The sequence below is a fragment of the Sphingobium xenophagum genome (assembly GCF_002288285.1).
Lineage (GTDB): Bacteria > Pseudomonadota > Alphaproteobacteria > Sphingomonadales > Sphingomonadaceae > Sphingobium > Sphingobium xenophagum.
On the sequence record NZ_CP022746.1, the window covers coordinates 151,073 to 169,051 of the forward strand.

The following is a 17,979-nucleotide window of genomic DNA, read 5'->3' on the forward strand; positions in this document are numbered from 1 at the left end:
TGCGGTCAGGACAGCTTACGCTCGTCCAGGCCCAGTCCGCGACCGATGATTTCGCGCATGATTTCCGAGGTTCCGGCGAAGATGCGGCTGATGCGGGCGTCAGTATACATGCGGCTGATGCGATATTCTTCCATATAGCCCGCCCCGCCATGAAGCTGGACGCATTCGTCCATCACCCGGCCTTCCAGTTCGCTGGTCAGCAGTTTGGCCGCCGACGCGTCTTCTGCGGTCAACTCGCCCGCGTTGAGCAGCATCACGCACTGGTCGACATAGGTCTGAAGCGCGTCCAGTTCGGCCCGCATCGAAGCCATCTTGAACCGCGTATTCTGGAACGCGCCAATCGGCTTTCCGAAGGCCCGGCGTTCCTTCACATAGTCGAGCGTGATGTCGAATGCGGTCTGCGCCGTCGCCATGAAGCCGATGGCCGCGACCAGCCGCTCCTGCGCCAGGAAGCGGGCGAGATATTTGAAGCCTTGGGCCGGATCGCCCAGCACATTCCCCTTCGGCACCCTGACATCGTTGAAGAAGAGCTCGGCCGTGTCCTGCGCCTTGAGCCCCATCTTCGCCAGCTTGCGCCCGCGTTCAAACCCTTCCATGCCGCGTTCGACGACCATAAGGCCCAGACCGTGGCGGCTATTGGGGTCGGTCCGCGCGGCCACGACGACCAGATCGGCCAAAATGCCATTGGAAATATAGGTCTTGGCGCCGTTCAACAGCCAATGGTCGCCCTTGTCCACCGCGCTGGTGCGCATACCCGCCAGGTCGCTGCCGGTGGACGGTTCCGTCATCGCGACGGCCAGAATCTTCTCGCCGCTGACGATGCCTGGCATCCAGCGGTCCTTCTGTTCGTCGGTGCCGAGCTTGGCGATATAGGGCGCGACCAGATCATTATGCAGGTTGATGTAGAAGCCTATGTCGCCGTGGCGCATATTCTCCTCGATGATGATCTGCTCGAAGCGGAAATCGTCGATCCCCGCCCCGCCATATTTCTCGTCCGCCCAGGTGCACAGCAAGCCCTGCTCGCCCGCCTTCAGGAACAGCTCACGGTCGACCATGCCCTGCTCGCGAAAACGTTCGGCGTGAGCGCCCACCTCCGTCGTCATGAACTTGACGACGGAGTCGCGGAACTGCTCATGCTCCTGCTCGAAAATCAGGCGCTTCATGCCGGCATTGGCTCCTTGACCCTGGTTTCGCTCGCGGGCGTGTAGAAATCCTCACCCTTTGCCGCCTTGTCGCGCAGCCATGCGGACGGCAGGAAGCGCGGGCCATAAAGCTGGGCGAGCCTATCGGATTCCTCAACGAACTTCTTAATGCCGATCGTGTCAATGTAGCTGATCGTCCCGCCGGTCCAGGCCGGGAAACCCCAGCCGTAGATCGCACCCAGATCGGCGTCCTGCGGAGTTTCCAGCACATTTTCCTCCAGGCAGCGGGCGGTTTCCATCGCCTGCGCATAGAGATAGCGCTTCTTCAGTTCCTCGACATCCCAGTCCTGCTTGACCGGGAAATGATCGGCCAGGCCCTTCCACAGATGCTTCTTGCCGCCTTCGGGATAATCATAGAACGCCCCGCCGGTCTTCCGGCCGGACCGGCCGATCTCGTCCTTCATCCGCCGCATGACGGCAGTGCCTGCGGGTGGCGTATATTTATCGCCTTCCTCGGCGATCGCCTGGTCGACGATCTTGAGCGGCAGGTCGAGCGTCAGTTCGTCCAGCAGCGCCAGCGGCCCGACCGGCATGCCGACAGCCTTGGCCGCGTTTTCGATCACCGCGGGGGGAACGCCCTCCGCCAGCATCGCCGCGCCTTCGTGGATCAGCATCTGGAACACGCGGCTGGTGTAGAAGCCACGGCTGTCGTTGACGACGATCGGCGTCTTGCGCAACTGCGCGATGAAGTCGAGGCCCTTGGCCAGCGTCTCCTTGCTGGTCTGCTTGCCCATGATGACCTCGACCAGCCCCATGCGGTCGACCGGCGAAAAGAAGTGCAGGCCGATGAACTGGTCCGGGCTCCGCGACGCCTGGGCGAGCTGCGAGATCGGCAGGGTCGAGGTGTTGGACGCGAAAATGGCCTGTGCCGGCAGCACCGCTTCGGCCTTCTTCGTGGTTTCGGCCTTGATCGCCGTATCCTCGAACACCGCTTCGACCACCATGTCGCAGCCATCGAGCAGCGCGAAGTCGTCGGTCGGGGTGATGCGGGCGAGCACGGCGTCCGCCTTGTCCTGCGTCAGCTTGCCCTTTTCGACCAGCTTGCCCAGCACCTTGGCCGAATAGTCCTTGCCCTTCTGCGCGGTCGCGGTGTCGCGGTCGATCAGAACGACGTCGATACCCGCATTGGCGGACACGAACGCAATGCCCGCGCCCATCATGCCCGCGCCCAGCACGCCCACTTTCTTCGCTTCAAACTTCGGGAAGCCTTCGGGACGACGCGCGCCCTTTTCGGCCGCCTGCTTCGAAATGAAGGTGGTGCGGATGATGTTGCGCGCGACCGGATCGGTCAGCAGCTTGGCGAAATATTTCCCCTCCACCGCCAGCGCCTTGTCAAAGGGCAACTGCAAGCCGTGGAACACCGAGTTCAGGATCGCGGCGGGCGCAGGTTGATTGTAACCCCCCTTGGCCAGGCCACCTGTATACATCATGTAGGCGGCCGAATCCTCAGGGACGGTCATGCCCTTCTTCTGCGGCGGCGTCCAACCCTTGACATCCCAGGGCTTGACCGGATCCGGCCCGGTCGCAAGCCACGCCTTGGCCGCGTCGATCAGCTTGTCCGCCGGGACGACCTCGTCCACGATCTTGAGCTTGAGCGCTTCCTGCGGCCCCACCGAGCGGCCCGACAGCAGCAGGTCCAGCGCGATCTTCATGCCTGCGATAATGCCCAACCGCACGGTGCCGCCCGATCCGGGCAGCAGACCGACATTGACTTCGGGCAAACCGACCTGCGCCTTGGCATCATCCGCCAGGATGCGCCGGTGGCACGCCAGCGCCAGCTCGAAACCCCCGCCCAGCGCCAGGCCGTTGATCGCCGCCACCCAGGGCTTGCCCGATTGTTCGATGGCACGATGCATGTCGGTGGCGCGCTTCGAAAAGGCATAGGCTTCCTGCGGCGTCAGCGTGCCGAACCCGTTCACCAGCTGCTTGAGGTCCGCACCGGCCATGAACGTCTTCTTGGCCGACGTCAGGATGACGCCCTTGATGCTTTCGTCCACGACAATCTGCTTCGTCGCCGCTTCCATGCCGGCGATGAAAGCGTCGTTGACGACGTTCATCGAGCCTTCGGCGTCGAGGGTCAGGATCGCAAAGCCGTCCTCGGCCTTTTCCAGTCGCATAGTCTTCATGGGATGTCCCGCTCTAAAGTTCTGTTCGCGCTCAAACGCGCTCGATGATGGCAGCCGTGCCCAGGCCGTTGGCCGCGCACAGGGTGATAAGGCCGGTCTCCGCGTCGCGCCGCTCCAGCTCGTCCAGCACGGTGCCCAGGATCATCGCGCCGGTCGCGCCCAGCGGATGACCCATCGCGATCGCCCCGCCATTGACGTTGATCTTGTCGTCGGGGACATTCAGCTCCCGCTGGAAGCGCATCACCACGCTGGCGAAGGCTTCGTTCAGTTCCCAGAGATCAATATCCTTCTCGGTCATGCCGGCCGCCTTGAGCGCCTTGCGAGAGACCGCCGCCGGCGCCGTCAACATGATCGTCGGCTCAGACCCGATATTGGCGTAGGACCGGATGCGACCGCGCGGCTTGAGGCCTGCCTTTTCCCCAAATTCCTTCGACCCGACAAGAACCAGTCCGGCGCCGTCGACGATACCGGAGCTGTTGCCGCCATGATGGACATAGTTCAGCTCTTCAATTTCGGGATATTTAGCCTTCACCACTGCCTCGAACCCGGCCTTGCCGAACCCTTCGAAAGCGGGCTTGAGCTTGGCGAGGCTTTCCAGCGTGGTGCCGGGCCGCATATGCTCATCATGATCGAGCACCACGTCGCCCAGGACATCCTTGATCGGCACGATCGAGTTTTTGAAATAGCCGTTTTCCCAGGCATGGGCAGCCTTGCGCTGGCTCTCGACGGCGAAATTGTCGACATCCTCGCGCGTGTAGCCGTCCAGGGTAGCGATCAGGTCGGCGCCGATGCCCTGCGGGGCGTAATAATTGCTGAAGGCGACCGACGGATCCGACGTCCACGCGCCCGAGTCATACCCCATGACCGTGCGGCTCATCGACTCGACGCCACCGCCGATGCCGGCCTGGATCATGCCCGAATGAACCTGCGCCGCGATCAGGCTGACGGCGTCCAGGCCGGTGGCGCAGAAGCGATGGATTTGCTGGCCCGCGACCGTCTGGGCATAGCCGGCCTGCAACACCGCCGCGCGCGCCAGCACGCCGCCCTGTTCACCGACGGGCTGGGCCATGCCGATGATCACATCGTCGAGCAGTCCAGTGTCGAGATCATTGCGGCTCTGGAGCGCCTTCAACAGCTGCGTCGCCATTTCGACAGAGGTGATCTCGTGCAGCGCGCCATCGGGGCGGCCCTTCCCGCGCGGCGTCCGGACATGATCGTAGACATAGGCTTCCATCGTGAATTCCCGCACAGTGATACAAAATCTCTGCCCTTGCTCTTGGACCCGGAAGGCAAAGCTGCACCTATCCAACGAAAGGCGCAGGCAGAGGCGATGGCTGCAATCTGATCATCATCGATAGCTGACCGGCATTTTAGGAGCGGACATCCGTGGTCACACAAGGCGAAGATTGCGCCCCATTCCGTATTTCTGCAACCACTCTGGGCGATCTGCTTCTCAAAGGGTGGGACAAGGCATCCGACAAGGAAGCATTGGTATTTCCGGGAGAACGCAAGACATATGGTGATGTCGTGCAGAGCGTCCTGAAGCGCGCACGCGGCCTGAAGGCGCTGGGCATCCGGCGCGGCGACCATGTCGGCATCCTGTTGCCGTCCAGCATCGAATTTGTCGAAACCCTGTTCGCCAACGCGATGTGCGGCGCCGTGTCAGTGCTGATGAACGCACGGTACAAGGCGCCCGAGATGGCCTATGTCGCGCACAATGCCGATCTGGCGGCGATCATCACCAATGATATGATCAGCGAGCATATCGATTTCGGTCGGCGGCTGGTTGAGGCTTTCCCCGACCTGCCCGATGCCGCCGACTCCTCCTCACTCACGCTTGCGGGCGCGCCGCTGCTCAAGCGGATCGTGATGCTGGGTGGCCGTTCGGTCCCCGGTTTCGTCGATCAGGCAACCTTCGATGCGGCGGTGCAGGAAGTGGAGGAAGCAGAGGTACATGCATCCCGTCTGACCGTCAGAGTCCGCGACACCGCGATGATCCTGTATACGTCAGGGACGTCGGCCAACCCGAAGGGGTGCCTGCTCAGCCATGAGGCCGTCACTCGGGAGGCATCGAATCTCGCTCGCTATCGCTGGTCCTTCCAGCCCGACGAGCGCGCCTGGTCGCCGCTGCCTTTATTCCATATCGCTGCGATGCTCTGCATGCTGGGCGCGATCGACGTGGGCGGCACCTTCATCGGCCAGCCGCATTTCGATGCCGGGGAGAGTCTGCGGCAGATCGAGGATGAACGGGTGACGATGATGTTCCTGCCCTTCGTCACTTTCCATCAGGCCATGATCACCCATCCCGACTGGGCCAAGACCGACATGTCGTCGGTGCGCCTGCAAAATAGCTGCTTCGCCTTCATGCCTGATCGCGTAGGCCAGGCCTATCGGGAGAAAGCCCCAAACATGCTCCAAGTGGGCACCATGGGCATGACCGAGGCAACCGGCATCGTCACCACGGGCGGCTATGCGATGGACCCGGAAATGGGCTTCAAGAAACTCGGTTTCCCCCTTGCGGGCATAGAGATGAAGATCGTCGATCCCGAAACCGGCGAGGAAAAGGGCGTGGACGAACGCGGCGAAATCCTCATTCGCGGCTACAATCTGTTCGACGGCTATTACAAGGACCCGCAGAAGACCGCAGAGGCGCTCGATGCCGATGGCTGGTATCATAGCGCCGATATCGGCTCGATCGACGAACATGGCCACGTCATGTTCCACGGCCGGTTCAAGGATATGCTGAAAGTGGGCGGGGAAAATGTCGCGGCGGCCGAGGTCGAAGCGGTGCTGGCCACCCATCCGGCGGTTCGTCTCGCGCAGGTCGTCGGGCTGCCTGACGAGCGGCTGGCGGAAATCCCCGCGGCCTACATCGAACGCGAAGGCGATGTGGAGGTCGAGGCGGAGGAACTCATCGCCTATACCCGGCAGCGCCTCGCTTCCTTCAAGGTTCCGCGGCATATCCGATTCATCGACGAATGGCCGATGTCGGCATCGAAAATCCAGAAGTTCAAGCTGCGCGGCGCGTTGATGGACGAACTGGGCCTGAAGGACTGAAACACGGCGCATCGACGCCATGAAAGTGTAGGGAGAGTGACATGCGGGTGATCATCACGGGTGCTGCAAGCGGCATCGGCAGAGCATGCGCCGAACTGCTGGCGGCCGGGTCGATGATTCCGGGTGAACACCGGATGCTGCTCGCGGATCGCGATGCCGCCAATCTGCAGGTGGTGGCCGATGCGGTCGGCCCCGCCGCCGCGACCTGCGTGGTTGATCTGGCCGAACCGGATTGCGGCGACCGGATTGTCGCGGCGGCGCTCGCGCATATGGATGGGATCGACGCCGTCATCAGCAATGCCGGCATCATCATGGGCGGCGCGCTGGTTGAACTGCCGATCAGCGATTTCGATCGCATCTTCGCCATCAACACCCGCTCGTCCTGGCTGTTGGGCAAGGCGGCCCATCCTCACCTGAAAGAGAGCAAGGGCGCCTTCGTCGCGACCGCGTCCATGTCGGCCACCCAGCCTACGCCCGCGCTTGGCTTTTATTCCTCCAGCAAGGCCGCCTTGCTGATGATGATACGCCAGCTCAGCATCGAATGGGGTCCGGACGGTATCCGATGCAATACGGTGTCGCCCGGCCCCACCTACACGCCGATGACCGCTGCGGGATATGAAGATCCGTCGCGGCGCGACCAGCGGGAAGCCAATATTCCCCTGCGCAAACTCGGCGTGGCCGAGGATGTCGCGCAGGCGATCCTGTTTCTGATCGGCCCTCATGCAAGCCACATCAGCGGTGTCGACCTGCTGGTTGATGGCGGTATGAGCAACATGCTGATGCCCGCCAGCGGCGGTGGCACCGGTCAGAGCCGGCAGAGCTGATATGGGATCAGAGGGCCCGATCCGCGCCAGCCGCCCATTCGATATCGGTCCCGCCCCGCGCATTCTGCGGGTCGATCAGCAGCCGCGCCGTCGCCATCAAATGGTCCGTCAGCAGCGCCTCGGCGCGGTCGGCGTCCCGCGCGAGCGCCGCGTCGACGATCTGCGCATGTTCATGAACCAAATCCCGGTCGCCATGGGCCAAAGGCACGGTGAGATAGCGATAGCGTTCCGACTGGGCATAGAGCCAGTCGCGCATCTTGAGCAACCATGGACTGTCGCACGCGGCGACCAGGGCGTGGTGGAAGGCCGCATGGGCGTCGGCATAATCCTCGTTCAGACGGGCCGCCTCTCGCGGGTCGCGGGTCGGGGTCTTGCTCAACCTATGGGCTGCGCTGACGATCGAGGCTTCCCAGTCCAGGCTTCCCTTCTCGATGGCGCGCCGGAGGCATTGCCCCTCAATATCGCTGCGGACCCTGACCAGATCCGTCAGATCGCCGATCGATATCGGCGTCACCCGAAATCCCCGCGCATCGTCCTGCGTCACAAAGCCCTCGGACGTGAGCCGCGACAGGGCTTCGCGCACCGCCCCGAGACTGAAGCCCTGCGTTTCGGTGATATCCTTGATGTTGATTTTGGCGCCGGGCACCAGCCGACAGGTCAGGAGATCGTCGCGCAATTGCCGGTAGGCGCGTTCGGTCAGGCTCAGCTTTTTGGTCATCGCAAGAGCTATATCAGCTTCGTCACCCATGGCAATTCGACAGGATGTATTTTATATCTTGAAATATATTTCATTCAATTCCATGCCTGCGGTTCGGTGGGTTGGACAGATTCTCAGGAGGTTTGCATATGCGGTTGGCCAAGGTGACACAGAACGGCGCGGTCGGTCTGGCAGTGGACACGGGCGCGGGCGTCAAGGCGCTGTTCGGCGACGCTGCACTCTATGATCTGGATGCGCTGATCGCCAGCGGCGGCAGCGCCCTGACGGATGCCGGCGCGAAAGTCAGCGCAGAGGGCGAGGAAGTTCAGGTTGAAGACCTCACTTTCCTGCCGCCCCTCGTCAAGGCGCCCAAGATCCTTTGCCTGGGTCTCAACTACAAGGATCACGCGGCCGAAGGCGGATTCACCGTGCCCGAATTCCCGACGGTATTCGGCCGTTTCAATTCGAGCCTGATCGGCCATGGCGCACCGATCATCAAACCGCCCTGTTCCGATCAACTCGATTATGAGGCGGAAATGGTCGCGGTCGTCGGCAAGGGCGGCAAGGATATCAGCAAGGACGACGCGCTGTCGCATATCGTCGCCTATTCGGTGTTCAACGACGGTTCGATCCGCGACTATCAGCTCAAGACGCCGCAGTGGACGGTCGGCAAGAATTTCGACGATACCGGCGCCTTCGGTCCCTGGCTGGTAACGGCCGACGAGCTGCCTGCGGGCGGCGCCGGGCTCAAGATCGAAACCCGCCTCAACGGCCAGGTGGTGCAGAGCGCGAACACATCCGACATGGTGTTCGATGTCGTCGACACGGTCGCCCTCCTGTCCACCTGCTTCACGCTGGAAGCGGGCGACGTTCTGGTCATGGGAACCCCGTCGGGCATCGGCCTTGCCCGCAAGCCTCCGCTGTTCATGAAGGATGGCGATGTGTGCGAAGTGGAAATCGAAAAGATCGGCCTGTTGGTGAACCCCATCAAGGCAGCATGATCGAAAGGCCGGCGCCGTCCTGTCGGCGCCCGGCCAGCCAAGGAGCGAAGGATGAACCAGAACAGCCCGTCGGGACGCCGCGCCAATAGTTTGGGCGTCCATTCCATCGATCATTTCGCGGTCGAAGTGCCCGATCTGGAAGCCGCGCGGACATTCTACACGCTCTTCGGACTTGACGTCCGCGAGCGGGATGACACGCTGGAATTATATGCGTTCGGCAATCCGCATCGCTGGGCCGTGCTGAGCCAGGGCGGCGACGCCAAGCGGCTGCGCTATCTGAGCTTCGGCATCTATCCGGACGAAGCGGACGCCTTTGCCGCTCATCTCGACGGCTGCGGCGTCACACGGATCGATCCGCCCGAAGGCGCGGAAGCCGACGGCATCTGGTTCGCAGGCTTCGATGGCCTGCCGATCAACGTCCGCGTCGCAGACAAGGCGACGCCATCGGAAAAGAGCCATTTCACTTTCGTCAGCGCGGCGCCGGGCCAATCCGGCGCGATCCCTAACAGCAAAGCGCCCAAGGTTCACCCCCGCCGCCTTTCGCATTTCGCCATCTTCGCGACCGACGTGAATGCCGCGATCGACTTCTATGAGAAGACGCTCGGCCTGCGCCTGTCCGACAAGAGCGAGCCGGCCGTCGCCTTCCTGCACGGCCCCCATGGCAGCGATCATCACCTGCTGGCCCTCGTCCTGTCCGATCGGCGGGGCATGCATCACAATAGCTGGGACGTCGGGTCGGTGATGGAAGTGGGCCTGGGCGGCGCGACCATGGCCCGGGCCGGCTATGGCCCCAACTGGGGCGTGGGCCAGCATGTATTGGGCGCCAATTATTTCTATTATGTGCGCGATCCTTGGGGCAGTTTCAGCGAATATTCGGCCGATATTGACTTCATCCCGCATGACGTCGACTGGCCGGCCGCCAACCATGCGCCAGAGGACAGCATGTTCCTGTGGGGACCCGATCCATTCCCCGAATTCATCCAGAACACTGAACCGGCGGAGGCCTGATCGTCATGACCACATTCGTACTTCTTCACGGCGGCGGCATGGGCGGCTGGACATGGAAATATGTCCGTGAAATTCTGGAGGCCGGGGCCACAAGGTCTACACGCCGACCTTCACCGGCTTTGGCGAGCGCGAGCATCTGATCGGCCGCGATGTGGGCAATGCGACTCATGTGCGCGATATCGTGAATGTCTTCAAATATGAGGATCTGCGCGACGTCGTGCTGGTCGCGCACAGCTATGCGGGCACGGTCGCGCCCGGCGTGATCGCGGAGGTGGGCGACCGCATCGCATCCATAATCTATCTTGACGCCATCGTGCCCCGGTCGGGGGAACGGATCGGATCCCTCATGGGCTATGTCCCGGAAGACCAGCTCGCCGCGCTGGATGCGATGCTCGAAGCAGGCGAAGGCCCGGTAGGATCGGGCGTGCATGAAATGCAGCGGGCGGCGGCCAAGGAGCATCCCCATCTCATGGACCCGGCGCGGGAGAAATGGCTGCTCGACAATTTGTCGGACCAGCCGATGAAGGCGACCGCCTGCGTCATTCCCGTTGGCGCCGAGGCGATCGACCGGCCCGTCGACTATATCGCGGCGGCCGTCACGGTGATGACGGCGATGCACGACCGGGCGCGCGAACTGGGCTGGACCATCCATGACCATCCGGGCGATCACGCCCTGCTGGTGGGCGATCCGGAGGGAACGACCGACCTCATTCTGAAGATTTCCGGCGCGGGAGCTCCGGCATGAATGCCGCCGAGCTGTTCTCGGTACAGGACCGCGTCGCCGTCGTTACCGGCGGGTCGACCGGCATCGGCCGCCATATCGCGACCGGCCTGGCTGCGGCGGGCGCCACAGTCTATATCTGTGCCCGGACGCAGGCCAAGGTGACGGCGGCCGCGGCGGAAATTTCTGCTACGACTGGCGGCCGCTGTACCGGCCTGGTCGCAGATCTTTCGACACTTGCTGGGATCGAGGCTCTGGTCGCGGCGGTGTCCACCCAAGAACAGGCCGTGCATGTCCTGGTGAACAACGCCGGGACCATGGCCGACGCGCCCATCGACGATTATGGCGAGGATGAATGGGATCCGGTGATCGACCTGAACCTGAAGGCTCCTTTCTTCACGCTTCGAAAATTCCTGCCCCTGCTTCGCGCAGGCGGCACGGCGGAGCGCCCTGCATCGATCATCAACATCGGGTCGGTCGGCGCGCTCAAGGTCGGCCCCAAGGAAAATTACGCCTATCAGGCTTCGAAGAGCGCCATCCACTGGATGGCGAAAGGCCTCGCCAAGCGGCTGGGCCGCGACAACATCACCGTCAACGTCATCGCACCCGGATTCTTCGAATCGGAGATGACCGTCATTACCTCCAGCGAGATGCGCACGATGGTGGAATCGATGGTGCCCCGCGGCCGCGTCGGTACGCCAGAGGATCTGGCGGGCGCAGCCATCTATCTCGCCTCGCGGGCGGGCGCCTATGTCACCGGATCGGTCATCCCTGTCGAGGGAGGATTGTCGATCTGATATGACCCAACTTCATTTCGTCGCCGTTGGCGGCACAATGCGCGCCTATTCCTCCACCGAGCGGGCGCTTCGCAAGGCGCTCGCCATCGCGGAGGAACGCGGCGCACGCACGACGCTGCTTGCAGGAGCGGACATCGACTTCCCGTCTTATGCGCCCGAAAATCCGGATCGTCCGGATGCGGCACGACACTATGTCGACATCCTGCGGTCGGCGGATGCCGTGATCATCGGCTCACCAGGCTATCATGGTGCGATCTCCGGCTTTGTGAAGAATGCGCTCGATTATGTCGAGGATATGAGCCGGGACGAGCGTTGCTATTTCGATGGTCTTCCCGTGGGCTGCGTGGCAACAGCGGCCGGCTGGCAGGCCGCGGTCGCCACGCTCCAGCAACTGCGGGTCATTACCCATGCGCTGCGAGGCTGGCCGACGCCACTGGGCATCGCCATCAACACCATCGGCGGCGAAGGTGATCCAATCGAAAACGCGCCTATCCCCGACCAGTTGAGGATGATGGTGGACCAATTGTTCAGCTTCTGCCGACGGCCTGCCCTATAGTTGGATAGGTTCGCAATGCGTCTGCCCGGCGCTTAATCGCAGTACCACTAACGGGAACGACGATGGATTTTTCACTCACCGAGGAACAGCAGGCGTTCAGGGACATTGTCCGCCGCTGGGTCGATGCGGAAGCGCCCAAGGACTGGATGCGCGCGCTGGAAGCCGACGAAGAAAATTATCCCTATGCGCTGTGGGACAAGATCGCCGAGCAGGGATTTTTCGGCATCGGGATTCCCGAGGAATATGACGGCCTGGGCGGCGACGTCATGATGCAAATGATCTTCGCCCGCGAATTCGCGCGGACGGCCGGCGGCCTGCTGTGGGTTTGGGGCCTCACCTCCTTCGGCGGGGCGAAGACGATCGGCGCGGTCGGCACGGAGGAGCAGAAGAATCGCTGGCTGCGCCCCATGGCGCAGGGCAAGCTGCGCGTCTCGCTGTCGATGACCGAACCCGACGGCGGCACCGACGTTCTGGGCGCGATGAAGACCCATGCCGAAAAGGTCGACGGCGGCTGGAAGCTGAACGGCGCCAAGATGTGGACCACGGGGGCCAAAGCCGCCGACAGGCTGCTCGTCCTTGCCCGCACCGATAAAAATGCCGAAAAGAAGCATCATGGCCTCACCATGTTCTTCGTCGACGCCAAATCGCCCGGCATCACCGCCTCGCTCCTGCCCAAGCTGGGCATGCGCGCCATGGGATCGTGCGAGGTTCACTATGAGGATGTCTTCGTTCCCGACGAAGACGTGCTGGGTGAGCCTGGACAGGCCTGGTATGCGATGTTGCCCACACTCAATAATGAGCGGATCATGGTCGGCGCGCAATGTCTGGGCGCGATCGACGGTGTGCTGGAAGATGCGCTGGAATATATGCAGCAGCGCAAGGCGTTCGGCGGCATTATCGGCCGCTTCCAGATTTTGCAGCATTATGTCGCAGATATCGCGACGTGGCAGAAGCTGACCGAGCTATTGCTTTACAATGTCGCCTGGATGCAGAGCAACGGCATGAAGTGCGGAACCGAGGCCAACATGCTCAAGATGGTCGCCACGGAAAATGCCGTGAAAGCCGCAGACCTTGGCATCCAGATATTGGGCGGCATGGGCTATTCGGCGGAAACCGACATGCAGCGTTACTGGCGCGACCATCGCATCCTGCGGATGACGCCGATCAGCAATGAAATGGTGCGCAACACGATTGCCGAGAGCCTCGGCCTACCGCGTTCTTTCTAAGGACCGACCATGAGCGATCTTGACGATCTTCCCCCTGCCCCCGCAGCCGCCGGCACCTCGCTGGACGGCGACAAGGTCTTTACCATCACGACGGAAGAGAATGCCGCGCTGTGCCGGTCGACCGGCGTCGAACCAGCCGCCGACGGCAGCGCTCATCCCATCTACTATTATATCGCCACCCAGGTCGCGATGGGCAAGACGGTGGCGGGCGTCTGCGAAGCATGTGAATTCGATGTCGAGGATGGCCCGATGATGGGCAGCAGCGGCGTACGGTTGGACGCACCGCTGAGAGTCGGCGAAAGCTACAAGGTAACGGGCGAGATACTCAGCCTGGTCCGCAAACGCAGTCGTAAGCTGGGCGTCATGGACGTGCTGACCTACCGTCTGCGCCTGCACCTGCTCGACGGAATGCAGGTGCTGGAAACAGACAATGTGTGGGTATTGCCCCGCAAGGAGTTCGCCGCATGAGCCATGCCGTCGGAGACGCGCTGCCGCCTTTCACGATCGAGAGCGTCAGCCCGGAAGCTATGAAGCAGTGGGCGGTTTTCCTGGCTGACCCCAATCCCATCCATCTCGATGTCGAGGTGGTGAAGGCGAAAGGGCTGGGCGACCGGGTCATCAACCAGGGCCCAGTCAACGTTGCATATATGATGAACATGCTCATGCGCGCCTTTCCCGGCGGACGGATCAAATCGATGGATTCGCGCTTTCTGGACAATGTCTATGGCGGGGACCGTGCGGTGGTGACGGGCAGGATCACCATGATCGAAGGCAATATCGTGACCTGCGAATTCTCGCTGGATGTCGATGGCCGCGGCACGGTCAATTCCGGCACTGCATTGGTGGAAATTTAAATAGATCAGAGGAGAATATCAATGCCTAGCGGACCTTTTGCTCATGTGTGCATGGTTGTGCGCGATCTGGACAAGGCGATTGAGGATTGGACCAAGATCCTGCGCGTGCTCGATCCTGCGTCGCTGGAAGAGCGCCTAGTCAAATATGACGAATTTTCCAGCGGCGACGACGCCGGCATGAGGTGGGCGACGTTCGTCAACAATGGCGGCACGGAAATCCAGTTCATTCAACCAGCCCCTGGCACCCCCATGGGCGATCGCCTCGAAAAGGTCGGCGAGCATGTCCATCACCTCTGCTATGCGACCGACGATGTGCCGGGCGCAATGGAAAAGTTGCGGGCCGAAGGGCTGCACCTACCCGGCGGCGGTCAGACCTTCAACGATCCGGACATGACATGGCAGAAATGGAGCTGGGTCGGCCACAAGAGTACACACGGCGCGCTGATCGAGGTCGCTTCGCCCTATGAGAGCCGCAACGACGGCAAGTGGCACCATGCACCCGGCAAATTCGCCTATAAGGGCCCCGGTGAGCATCCGTCATTCGCGGAAATCGTTCCGCCGGTCGCCGCTGAGTAATACAGGAGCCCGGTATGATTGTTCCCACGCGGATAGGCGTGCCAGGTGACGGGCTGGAGATGGTTGCGGACGCCTATGGCGACCCTGCCGCGCCACCCGTATGCTTCTTCCATGGCGGCGGCCAGAGCCGCCGTTCCTGGGCCGGGTCTGCCAAGCGGGTGGCGCGGGCCGGCTATTACGGCCTGACCTTCGATCTGCGCGGCCATGGCGAAAGCGGATGGGCCGCCGACGGCGACTATCTGCTGGAAGCCTATGGCCGCGATGTCGAGTCCATCATCCAGGCCTTCGACAGGCCGATCGCGCTGGTGGGGGCCTCGCGCGGTGGCCAATCCGCGCTGGTCGGTGGGTCTCGCCATGCCGATCTGGTGCGCCTCATCATGCTCGCCGACGTCGCGCCCTATATGGTCGATGACGGCGTTGATGACATCCGCGACTTTTTCCGCGCCAGCGACAGCGGTTTCGCGTCGCTGGAGGAAGCGGCCGACGCGCTCCAAGCCCACTTGGGCCAGCCACGCCTGCCTGACGTGTCGGGCCTGGCCAAATCGATGCGCAAAACGGATGGGCGGCTGTTCTGGCACTGGGATCCCCGCACGACAGCGCCGGAATTTCTGCATCCCCCGTCGGAAGGGGAAGCGCTCATCGCCGCAGCGCGCCGCGCGCAATCGCCTCTCGTGCTTGTGAAAGCAGAGCTGAGCGAGATCGTGTCGGATGAAAGCGTCCGGCAATTTCGTTCGCTCGCCCCGCAACTGGAGGTCGAGATCGCCCACGGCGTCGGCCATATGTTCACCGGCGACCGCAACGACGCCTTTGCCGATCGCCTGCTCCACCACCTCGCACTTCATCTGCCGCTATGACGAAAGGCGCGGCCTTCGTCGTCGGCGGAACCGGCGGCCTTGGCAGCGCGATCTGCCGACGCCTGTCGACCGAATGGGATCAACTCGCCATCGGCTATCGGTCCAGCCGTGAAAAGGCGTCGGCGGTCGCAGCGTCCCTGCCAAACGGTTCTTGCGAGACGCTGTCCGTCGCCTGCGATCTTTCCGATCGCGCCTCGATAGAGACCGGCATCCGCGAAACGGTCGAGCAATTCGGCGCCATCGGCACGATGGTCTTCGCCAGCGGGGTCGACATAGCCCAGCCCTTCGTCAGCCAGATCAGCGAGGAGCAATGGCGTGAAGTCATCGAGATCGAACTGGTCGGCTTCACCCGTATCGTGTCCGCCACCCTGCCCTATTTCCGCGCCCAGGGCTTTGGCAATTTCGTCACCGTCGTGTCGGTCGCAAACTACTGCTTCCCCCCGGCGACGCCCTGTCCTCCGTGCCCAAGGCCGGAATGGAAGCGCTGGGCCGCGCCATCGCCAAGGAGGAAGGCCGCTACGGCATCAGGGCGAACATGGTCGCTCCGGGAATCATCGACGCCGGGCTTGGCGCAGAGTTCCTCACGTCGCTCTATTCGCCGGAAATCTGGGAAACGCAGCGCAAACGCATTGCCCTGCAACGCTTCGGCAGCGGCGAGGATATTGCCGAGGCCGTAGCCTTCCTGGCTTCGGCCAAGGCGCAATATATCACTGGCCAGACCCTGATCGTCGATGGCGGCTTCAGCCTCTGATATCGGCGGCCGCGCTCAACCCAGCCGCCGCTGCGCCGCGACGCCATCGCCCCAATTGTGAATGCGCTCCCAGAAGCGGACGCGGGTCGGTGCGAAATTATGCATGTGCGCCATTTGGGGGCATATGAAGAGCTGGATGTCTTCCGCGCTCTTATAGGCCCGGGGTTCGCCCAAGGGATCGGGGACAACGTCGCGCTCGCCCATCGCGATCAGCACGGGGACGCGTACGACCGCTGCTTCGAGCGCCACCGCGCCCGGCGCGACCATGTAGACGCCACAAGGCGGCGTGGTCGCCGAACGCCATTCGGGCAACGGATCGACCAGCCCGGCGGACGCCATCATGTCGAGCGTGACGATGTCCGCAGGCTCATCATTATGATGGAAGGACCATTGGAAGGGATGCTCGCCTGCCCTTGCCGCCGCCTGGAGCGCTTCGGCGTCGCCCAGCTTCACGCCCGGCGCTTGCGCCAGCGCGGCCGCGTTCAGGACATGCGGCGCATCGAGCGATGAACGGCGCGAAATCCACGGCCACGAGGCCGGCGGCTGGCCCGGCCGGGTCGGCACGACAGTATGGACGCCGCTATAGCCCAGCACGCCGATGCCGTGGAATGTCTGGTGATTGCCCTGCGCGACAACCGTGAAGCATCCGCCCATCGACTGGCCGATGCCAAGGCATGTGGCGTCGACGATCGGGTCCAGTCCATCGACGAGCGTGCCCGCTTCCAGCCGGGCCATGACCTGGCGCACCATCGCGTCATTGGCCGCCGCCACATTATCGAGATTGAGGGCATTGCCTTCCGGGATAGTGGACTCGCCAAATCCCAGATGATCGCAGGCGATGAAAATCCACCCGCGATCGCAATGGAAACCCGCCTCCCCGCCGCCCGATCCATCCGGCATGTCGAAGCTGTAATAGCGCCGGCAATAGCCACCGCCGGGGAAAGCGAAGCAGACGGTCGTGGGATTGGCCAGTGCCGTCATATCCGGAAGATGAACCGTGATCGCCACATGGGCGGTCATGCCCAGGGCTGCCGCCTCGCTGACATCGATCTTCAGTTCGACCGAGCGCTTCATGCCCTTGCTCATCCTTGCATGCCAAACACCGACGTCCTCCTTTGCCGAACCGGCGCGCCCTCGCCGCGCCGGTTCGGCCTGTCGATCACTTATAGGGGTCGACGGGCTGGGGAACGTCGATGACTTCCAGATCCTTCAGCATCGTCAGCACGTCGGAGATCGAATAGATGTGATCGATCTTGTCGCCCCGGAAACGCAGCCACGAGAACCACAGGACGTTGAGGTCGTTCCCGGTGGGCTGGACGCCCATATAGGGGCCGCCGGTATGCTTGCCATGATGATGGCACAGCACGCAGATCTCGTCCTCGCCGCGTCCCCACGCCTTCAGCGTGCGATAGATGCTGGGCGGGAAGGTCTTGTAGAGACCCTGCGGCGAGGTCTTCCACACATGATAGGTGCCAAGGTCGGGTCGGTTCGGGTTGTCGTAGGTCATCGTGTCGGTATTGAAAAATGCGTCCATTCCATCCCAATCGCCGCGATTGATGACCTCATGCAGGTCCATCCAGTGATTGACCATGAACGCCTGCCGCTCGGTCAGCCCGGCTGTGATGTCTGCCCGCTTCTCCTTGGACAGGACGAAATCGGCTTCCGTGAAGGGGGCGAGGCCCATAATAGTCTCCTTGATCAAAAAACGGTCCGCGGGATCGATCCCGAG

General features: G+C 62.6%; 19 protein-coding genes and 1 pseudogene. 14 read left to right on the top strand and 6 right to left on the bottom strand.

Annotation, left to right across the window (positions count from 1 at the left end):
- Nucleotides 1-5 precede the first annotated feature (5 nt).
- The 3 genes from CJD35_RS15550 to CJD35_RS15560 are packed head-to-tail and all read right to left on the bottom strand — an operon-like array spanning nt 6 to nt 4,562.
- Entirely contained in the window at nt 6-1,163 is a 1,158-nt protein-coding gene (locus tag CJD35_RS15550; protein ID WP_009823744.1) for an acyl-CoA dehydrogenase family protein, read from the bottom strand.
- Nucleotides 1,160-3,328, bottom strand: coding sequence for a 3-hydroxyacyl-CoA dehydrogenase NAD-binding domain-containing protein (locus tag CJD35_RS15555; RefSeq protein WP_174703663.1), 2,169 nt, complete (start codon nt 3,326-3,328; stop codon nt 1,160-1,162). Before CJD35_RS15555 ends, CJD35_RS15550 begins: the two co-directional genes overlap by 4 nt.
- A 31-nt stretch (nt 3,329-3,359) precedes the next feature.
- On the bottom strand, nt 3,360-4,562 hold the full coding sequence (locus tag CJD35_RS15560; protein WP_017180924.1) for an acetyl-CoA C-acetyltransferase: 1,203 nt from the start codon (nt 4,560-4,562) through the stop codon (nt 3,360-3,362).
- 152 nt (nt 4,563-4,714) lie between these two features.
- Between CJD35_RS15560 and CJD35_RS15565 the strand changes: the two genes are divergently transcribed.
- Both CJD35_RS15565 and CJD35_RS15570 read left to right on the top strand, forming a co-directional pair.
- Nucleotides 4,715-6,385, top strand: a complete 1,671-nt coding sequence (locus tag CJD35_RS15565; protein WP_017180923.1) for a class I adenylate-forming enzyme family protein — start codon at nt 4,715-4,717, stop codon at nt 6,383-6,385.
- Nucleotides 6,386-6,426: 41 nt separating this feature from the next.
- A complete protein-coding gene (locus CJD35_RS15570) occupies nt 6,427-7,209 on the top strand; it encodes an SDR family NAD(P)-dependent oxidoreductase (RefSeq protein ID WP_017180922.1) in 783 nt (260 codons plus the stop codon).
- Between the two features lie 7 nt (nt 7,210-7,216).
- Here the strand turns inward: CJD35_RS15570 and CJD35_RS15575 are convergent, their stop codons facing one another.
- Complete coding sequence (locus tag CJD35_RS15575; RefSeq protein WP_241763553.1) at nt 7,217-7,927, bottom strand: GntR family transcriptional regulator; 711 nt, start codon at nt 7,925-7,927, stop codon at nt 7,217-7,219.
- Between the two features lie 128 nt (nt 7,928-8,055).
- On the opposite strand from CJD35_RS15575, the gene CJD35_RS15580 reads away from it, so the two are divergent.
- The 12 genes and pseudogenes from CJD35_RS15580 (at nt 8,056) to CJD35_RS23445 (ending at nt 16,250) form a co-directional block, all read left to right on the top strand.
- A complete protein-coding gene (locus CJD35_RS15580) occupies nt 8,056-8,907 on the top strand; it encodes a fumarylacetoacetate hydrolase family protein (protein ID WP_017180920.1) in 852 nt (283 codons plus the stop codon).
- A gap of 51 nt (nt 8,908-8,958) precedes the next feature.
- Nucleotides 8,959-9,915: a VOC family protein gene (locus CJD35_RS15585; protein ID WP_017180919.1), complete on the top strand. Its 957-nt coding sequence runs from the start codon at nt 8,959-8,961 to the stop codon at nt 9,913-9,915.
- A 139-nt stretch (nt 9,916-10,054) separates the two neighbouring features.
- The gene (locus CJD35_RS15590; RefSeq protein ID WP_244917313.1) at nt 10,055-10,660 is read left to right on the top strand and encodes an alpha/beta fold hydrolase; all 606 of its coding nucleotides are present in this window, start codon (nt 10,055-10,057) and stop codon (nt 10,658-10,660) included.
- Complete coding sequence (locus CJD35_RS15595; protein ID WP_017180917.1) at nt 10,657-11,433, top strand: SDR family oxidoreductase; 777 nt, start codon at nt 10,657-10,659, stop codon at nt 11,431-11,433. The genes CJD35_RS15590 and CJD35_RS15595 overlap by 4 nt, the downstream gene beginning before the upstream one ends.
- A 1-nt stretch (nt 11,434) precedes the next feature.
- Nucleotides 11,435-11,989: an NADPH-dependent FMN reductase gene (locus CJD35_RS15600; protein WP_017180916.1), complete on the top strand. Its 555-nt coding sequence runs from the start codon at nt 11,435-11,437 to the stop codon at nt 11,987-11,989.
- Nucleotides 11,990-12,051: 62 nt separating this feature from the next.
- Nucleotides 12,052-13,215 carry an acyl-CoA dehydrogenase family protein gene (locus CJD35_RS15605; RefSeq protein WP_017180915.1) on the top strand — a complete coding sequence of 388 codons (1,164 nt, stop codon included), beginning with the start codon at nt 12,052-12,054 and terminating at the stop codon, nt 13,213-13,215.
- Between the two features lie 9 nt (nt 13,216-13,224).
- A complete protein-coding gene (locus CJD35_RS15610) occupies nt 13,225-13,683 on the top strand; it encodes a hypothetical protein (protein WP_017180914.1) in 459 nt (152 codons plus the stop codon).
- Nucleotides 13,680-14,069: a MaoC family dehydratase gene (locus CJD35_RS15615; protein WP_017180913.1), complete on the top strand. Its 390-nt coding sequence runs from the start codon at nt 13,680-13,682 to the stop codon at nt 14,067-14,069. Before CJD35_RS15610 ends, CJD35_RS15615 begins: the two co-directional genes overlap by 4 nt.
- Before the next feature lie 51 nt (nt 14,070-14,120).
- Nucleotides 14,121-14,645 (top strand): VOC family protein, encoded by a 525-nt coding sequence (locus CJD35_RS15620; protein WP_017180912.1) that lies wholly within the window; start codon nt 14,121-14,123, stop codon nt 14,643-14,645.
- 14 nt (nt 14,646-14,659) lie between these two features.
- Entirely contained in the window at nt 14,660-15,499 is an 840-nt protein-coding gene (locus tag CJD35_RS15625) for an alpha/beta fold hydrolase (protein ID WP_017180911.1), read from the top strand.
- Nucleotides 15,496-15,864, top strand: a pseudogene (locus CJD35_RS23440) (SDR family NAD(P)-dependent oxidoreductase); the annotation flags it as partial. The gene CJD35_RS15625 and the pseudogene CJD35_RS23440, both read left to right, overlap by 4 nt.
- Before the next feature lie 95 nt (nt 15,865-15,959).
- The gene (locus tag CJD35_RS23445; protein ID WP_276327789.1) at nt 15,960-16,250 is read left to right on the top strand and encodes an SDR family NAD(P)-dependent oxidoreductase; all 291 of its coding nucleotides are present in this window, start codon (nt 15,960-15,962) and stop codon (nt 16,248-16,250) included.
- A gap of 15 nt (nt 16,251-16,265) precedes the next feature.
- Here the strand turns inward: CJD35_RS23445 and CJD35_RS15635 are convergent, their stop codons facing one another.
- Both CJD35_RS15635 and CJD35_RS15640 read right to left on the bottom strand, forming a co-directional pair.
- Nucleotides 16,266-17,336 (bottom strand): alpha/beta fold hydrolase, encoded by a 1,071-nt coding sequence (locus tag CJD35_RS15635; RefSeq protein WP_017180909.1) that lies wholly within the window; start codon nt 17,334-17,336, stop codon nt 16,266-16,268.
- A 73-nt stretch (nt 17,337-17,409) separates the two neighbouring features.
- On the bottom strand, nt 17,410-17,934 hold the full coding sequence (locus tag CJD35_RS15640; RefSeq protein WP_017180908.1) for an ester cyclase: 525 nt from the start codon (nt 17,932-17,934) through the stop codon (nt 17,410-17,412).
- Nucleotides 17,935-17,979 lie beyond the last annotated feature (45 nt).

What these genes read in the sequence shown, in the direction of transcription:
- CJD35_RS15555 (WP_174703663.1), bottom strand. Translation starts at nt 3,328, where the DNA reads ATGAAGACTATGCGACTGGAAAAGGCCGAGGACGGCTTTGCGATCCTG.
- CJD35_RS15550 (WP_009823744.1), bottom strand. Translation starts at nt 1,163, where the DNA reads ATGAAGCGCCTGATTTTCGAGCAGGAGCATGAGCAGTTCCGCGACTCC.
- CJD35_RS15605 (WP_017180915.1), top strand. Translation starts at nt 12,052, where the DNA reads ATGGATTTTTCACTCACCGAGGAACAGCAGGCGTTCAGGGACATTGTC.
- CJD35_RS15635 (WP_017180909.1), bottom strand. Translation starts at nt 17,336, where the DNA reads ATGAGCAAGGGCATGAAGCGCTCGGTCGAACTGAAGATCGATGTCAGC.
- CJD35_RS15560 (WP_017180924.1), bottom strand. Translation starts at nt 4,562, where the DNA reads ATGGAAGCCTATGTCTACGATCATGTCCGGACGCCGCGCGGGAAGGGC.
- CJD35_RS15615 (WP_017180913.1), top strand. Translation starts at nt 13,680, where the DNA reads ATGAGCCATGCCGTCGGAGACGCGCTGCCGCCTTTCACGATCGAGAGC.
- CJD35_RS15570 (WP_017180922.1), top strand. Translation starts at nt 6,427, where the DNA reads ATGCGGGTGATCATCACGGGTGCTGCAAGCGGCATCGGCAGAGCATGC.
- CJD35_RS15600 (WP_017180916.1), top strand. Translation starts at nt 11,435, where the DNA reads ATGACCCAACTTCATTTCGTCGCCGTTGGCGGCACAATGCGCGCCTAT.
- CJD35_RS15585 (WP_017180919.1), top strand. Translation starts at nt 8,959, where the DNA reads ATGAACCAGAACAGCCCGTCGGGACGCCGCGCCAATAGTTTGGGCGTC.
- CJD35_RS15580 (WP_017180920.1), top strand. Translation starts at nt 8,056, where the DNA reads ATGCGGTTGGCCAAGGTGACACAGAACGGCGCGGTCGGTCTGGCAGTG.
- CJD35_RS15625 (WP_017180911.1), top strand. Translation starts at nt 14,660, where the DNA reads ATGATTGTTCCCACGCGGATAGGCGTGCCAGGTGACGGGCTGGAGATG.
- CJD35_RS15595 (WP_017180917.1), top strand. Translation starts at nt 10,657, where the DNA reads ATGAATGCCGCCGAGCTGTTCTCGGTACAGGACCGCGTCGCCGTCGTT.
- CJD35_RS15610 (WP_017180914.1), top strand. Translation starts at nt 13,225, where the DNA reads ATGAGCGATCTTGACGATCTTCCCCCTGCCCCCGCAGCCGCCGGCACC.
- CJD35_RS15575 (WP_241763553.1), bottom strand. Translation starts at nt 7,927, where the DNA reads ATGACCAAAAAGCTGAGCCTGACCGAACGCGCCTACCGGCAATTGCGC.
- CJD35_RS15620 (WP_017180912.1), top strand. Translation starts at nt 14,121, where the DNA reads ATGGTTGTGCGCGATCTGGACAAGGCGATTGAGGATTGGACCAAGATC.
- CJD35_RS15640 (WP_017180908.1), bottom strand. Translation starts at nt 17,934, where the DNA reads ATGGGCCTCGCCCCCTTCACGGAAGCCGATTTCGTCCTGTCCAAGGAG.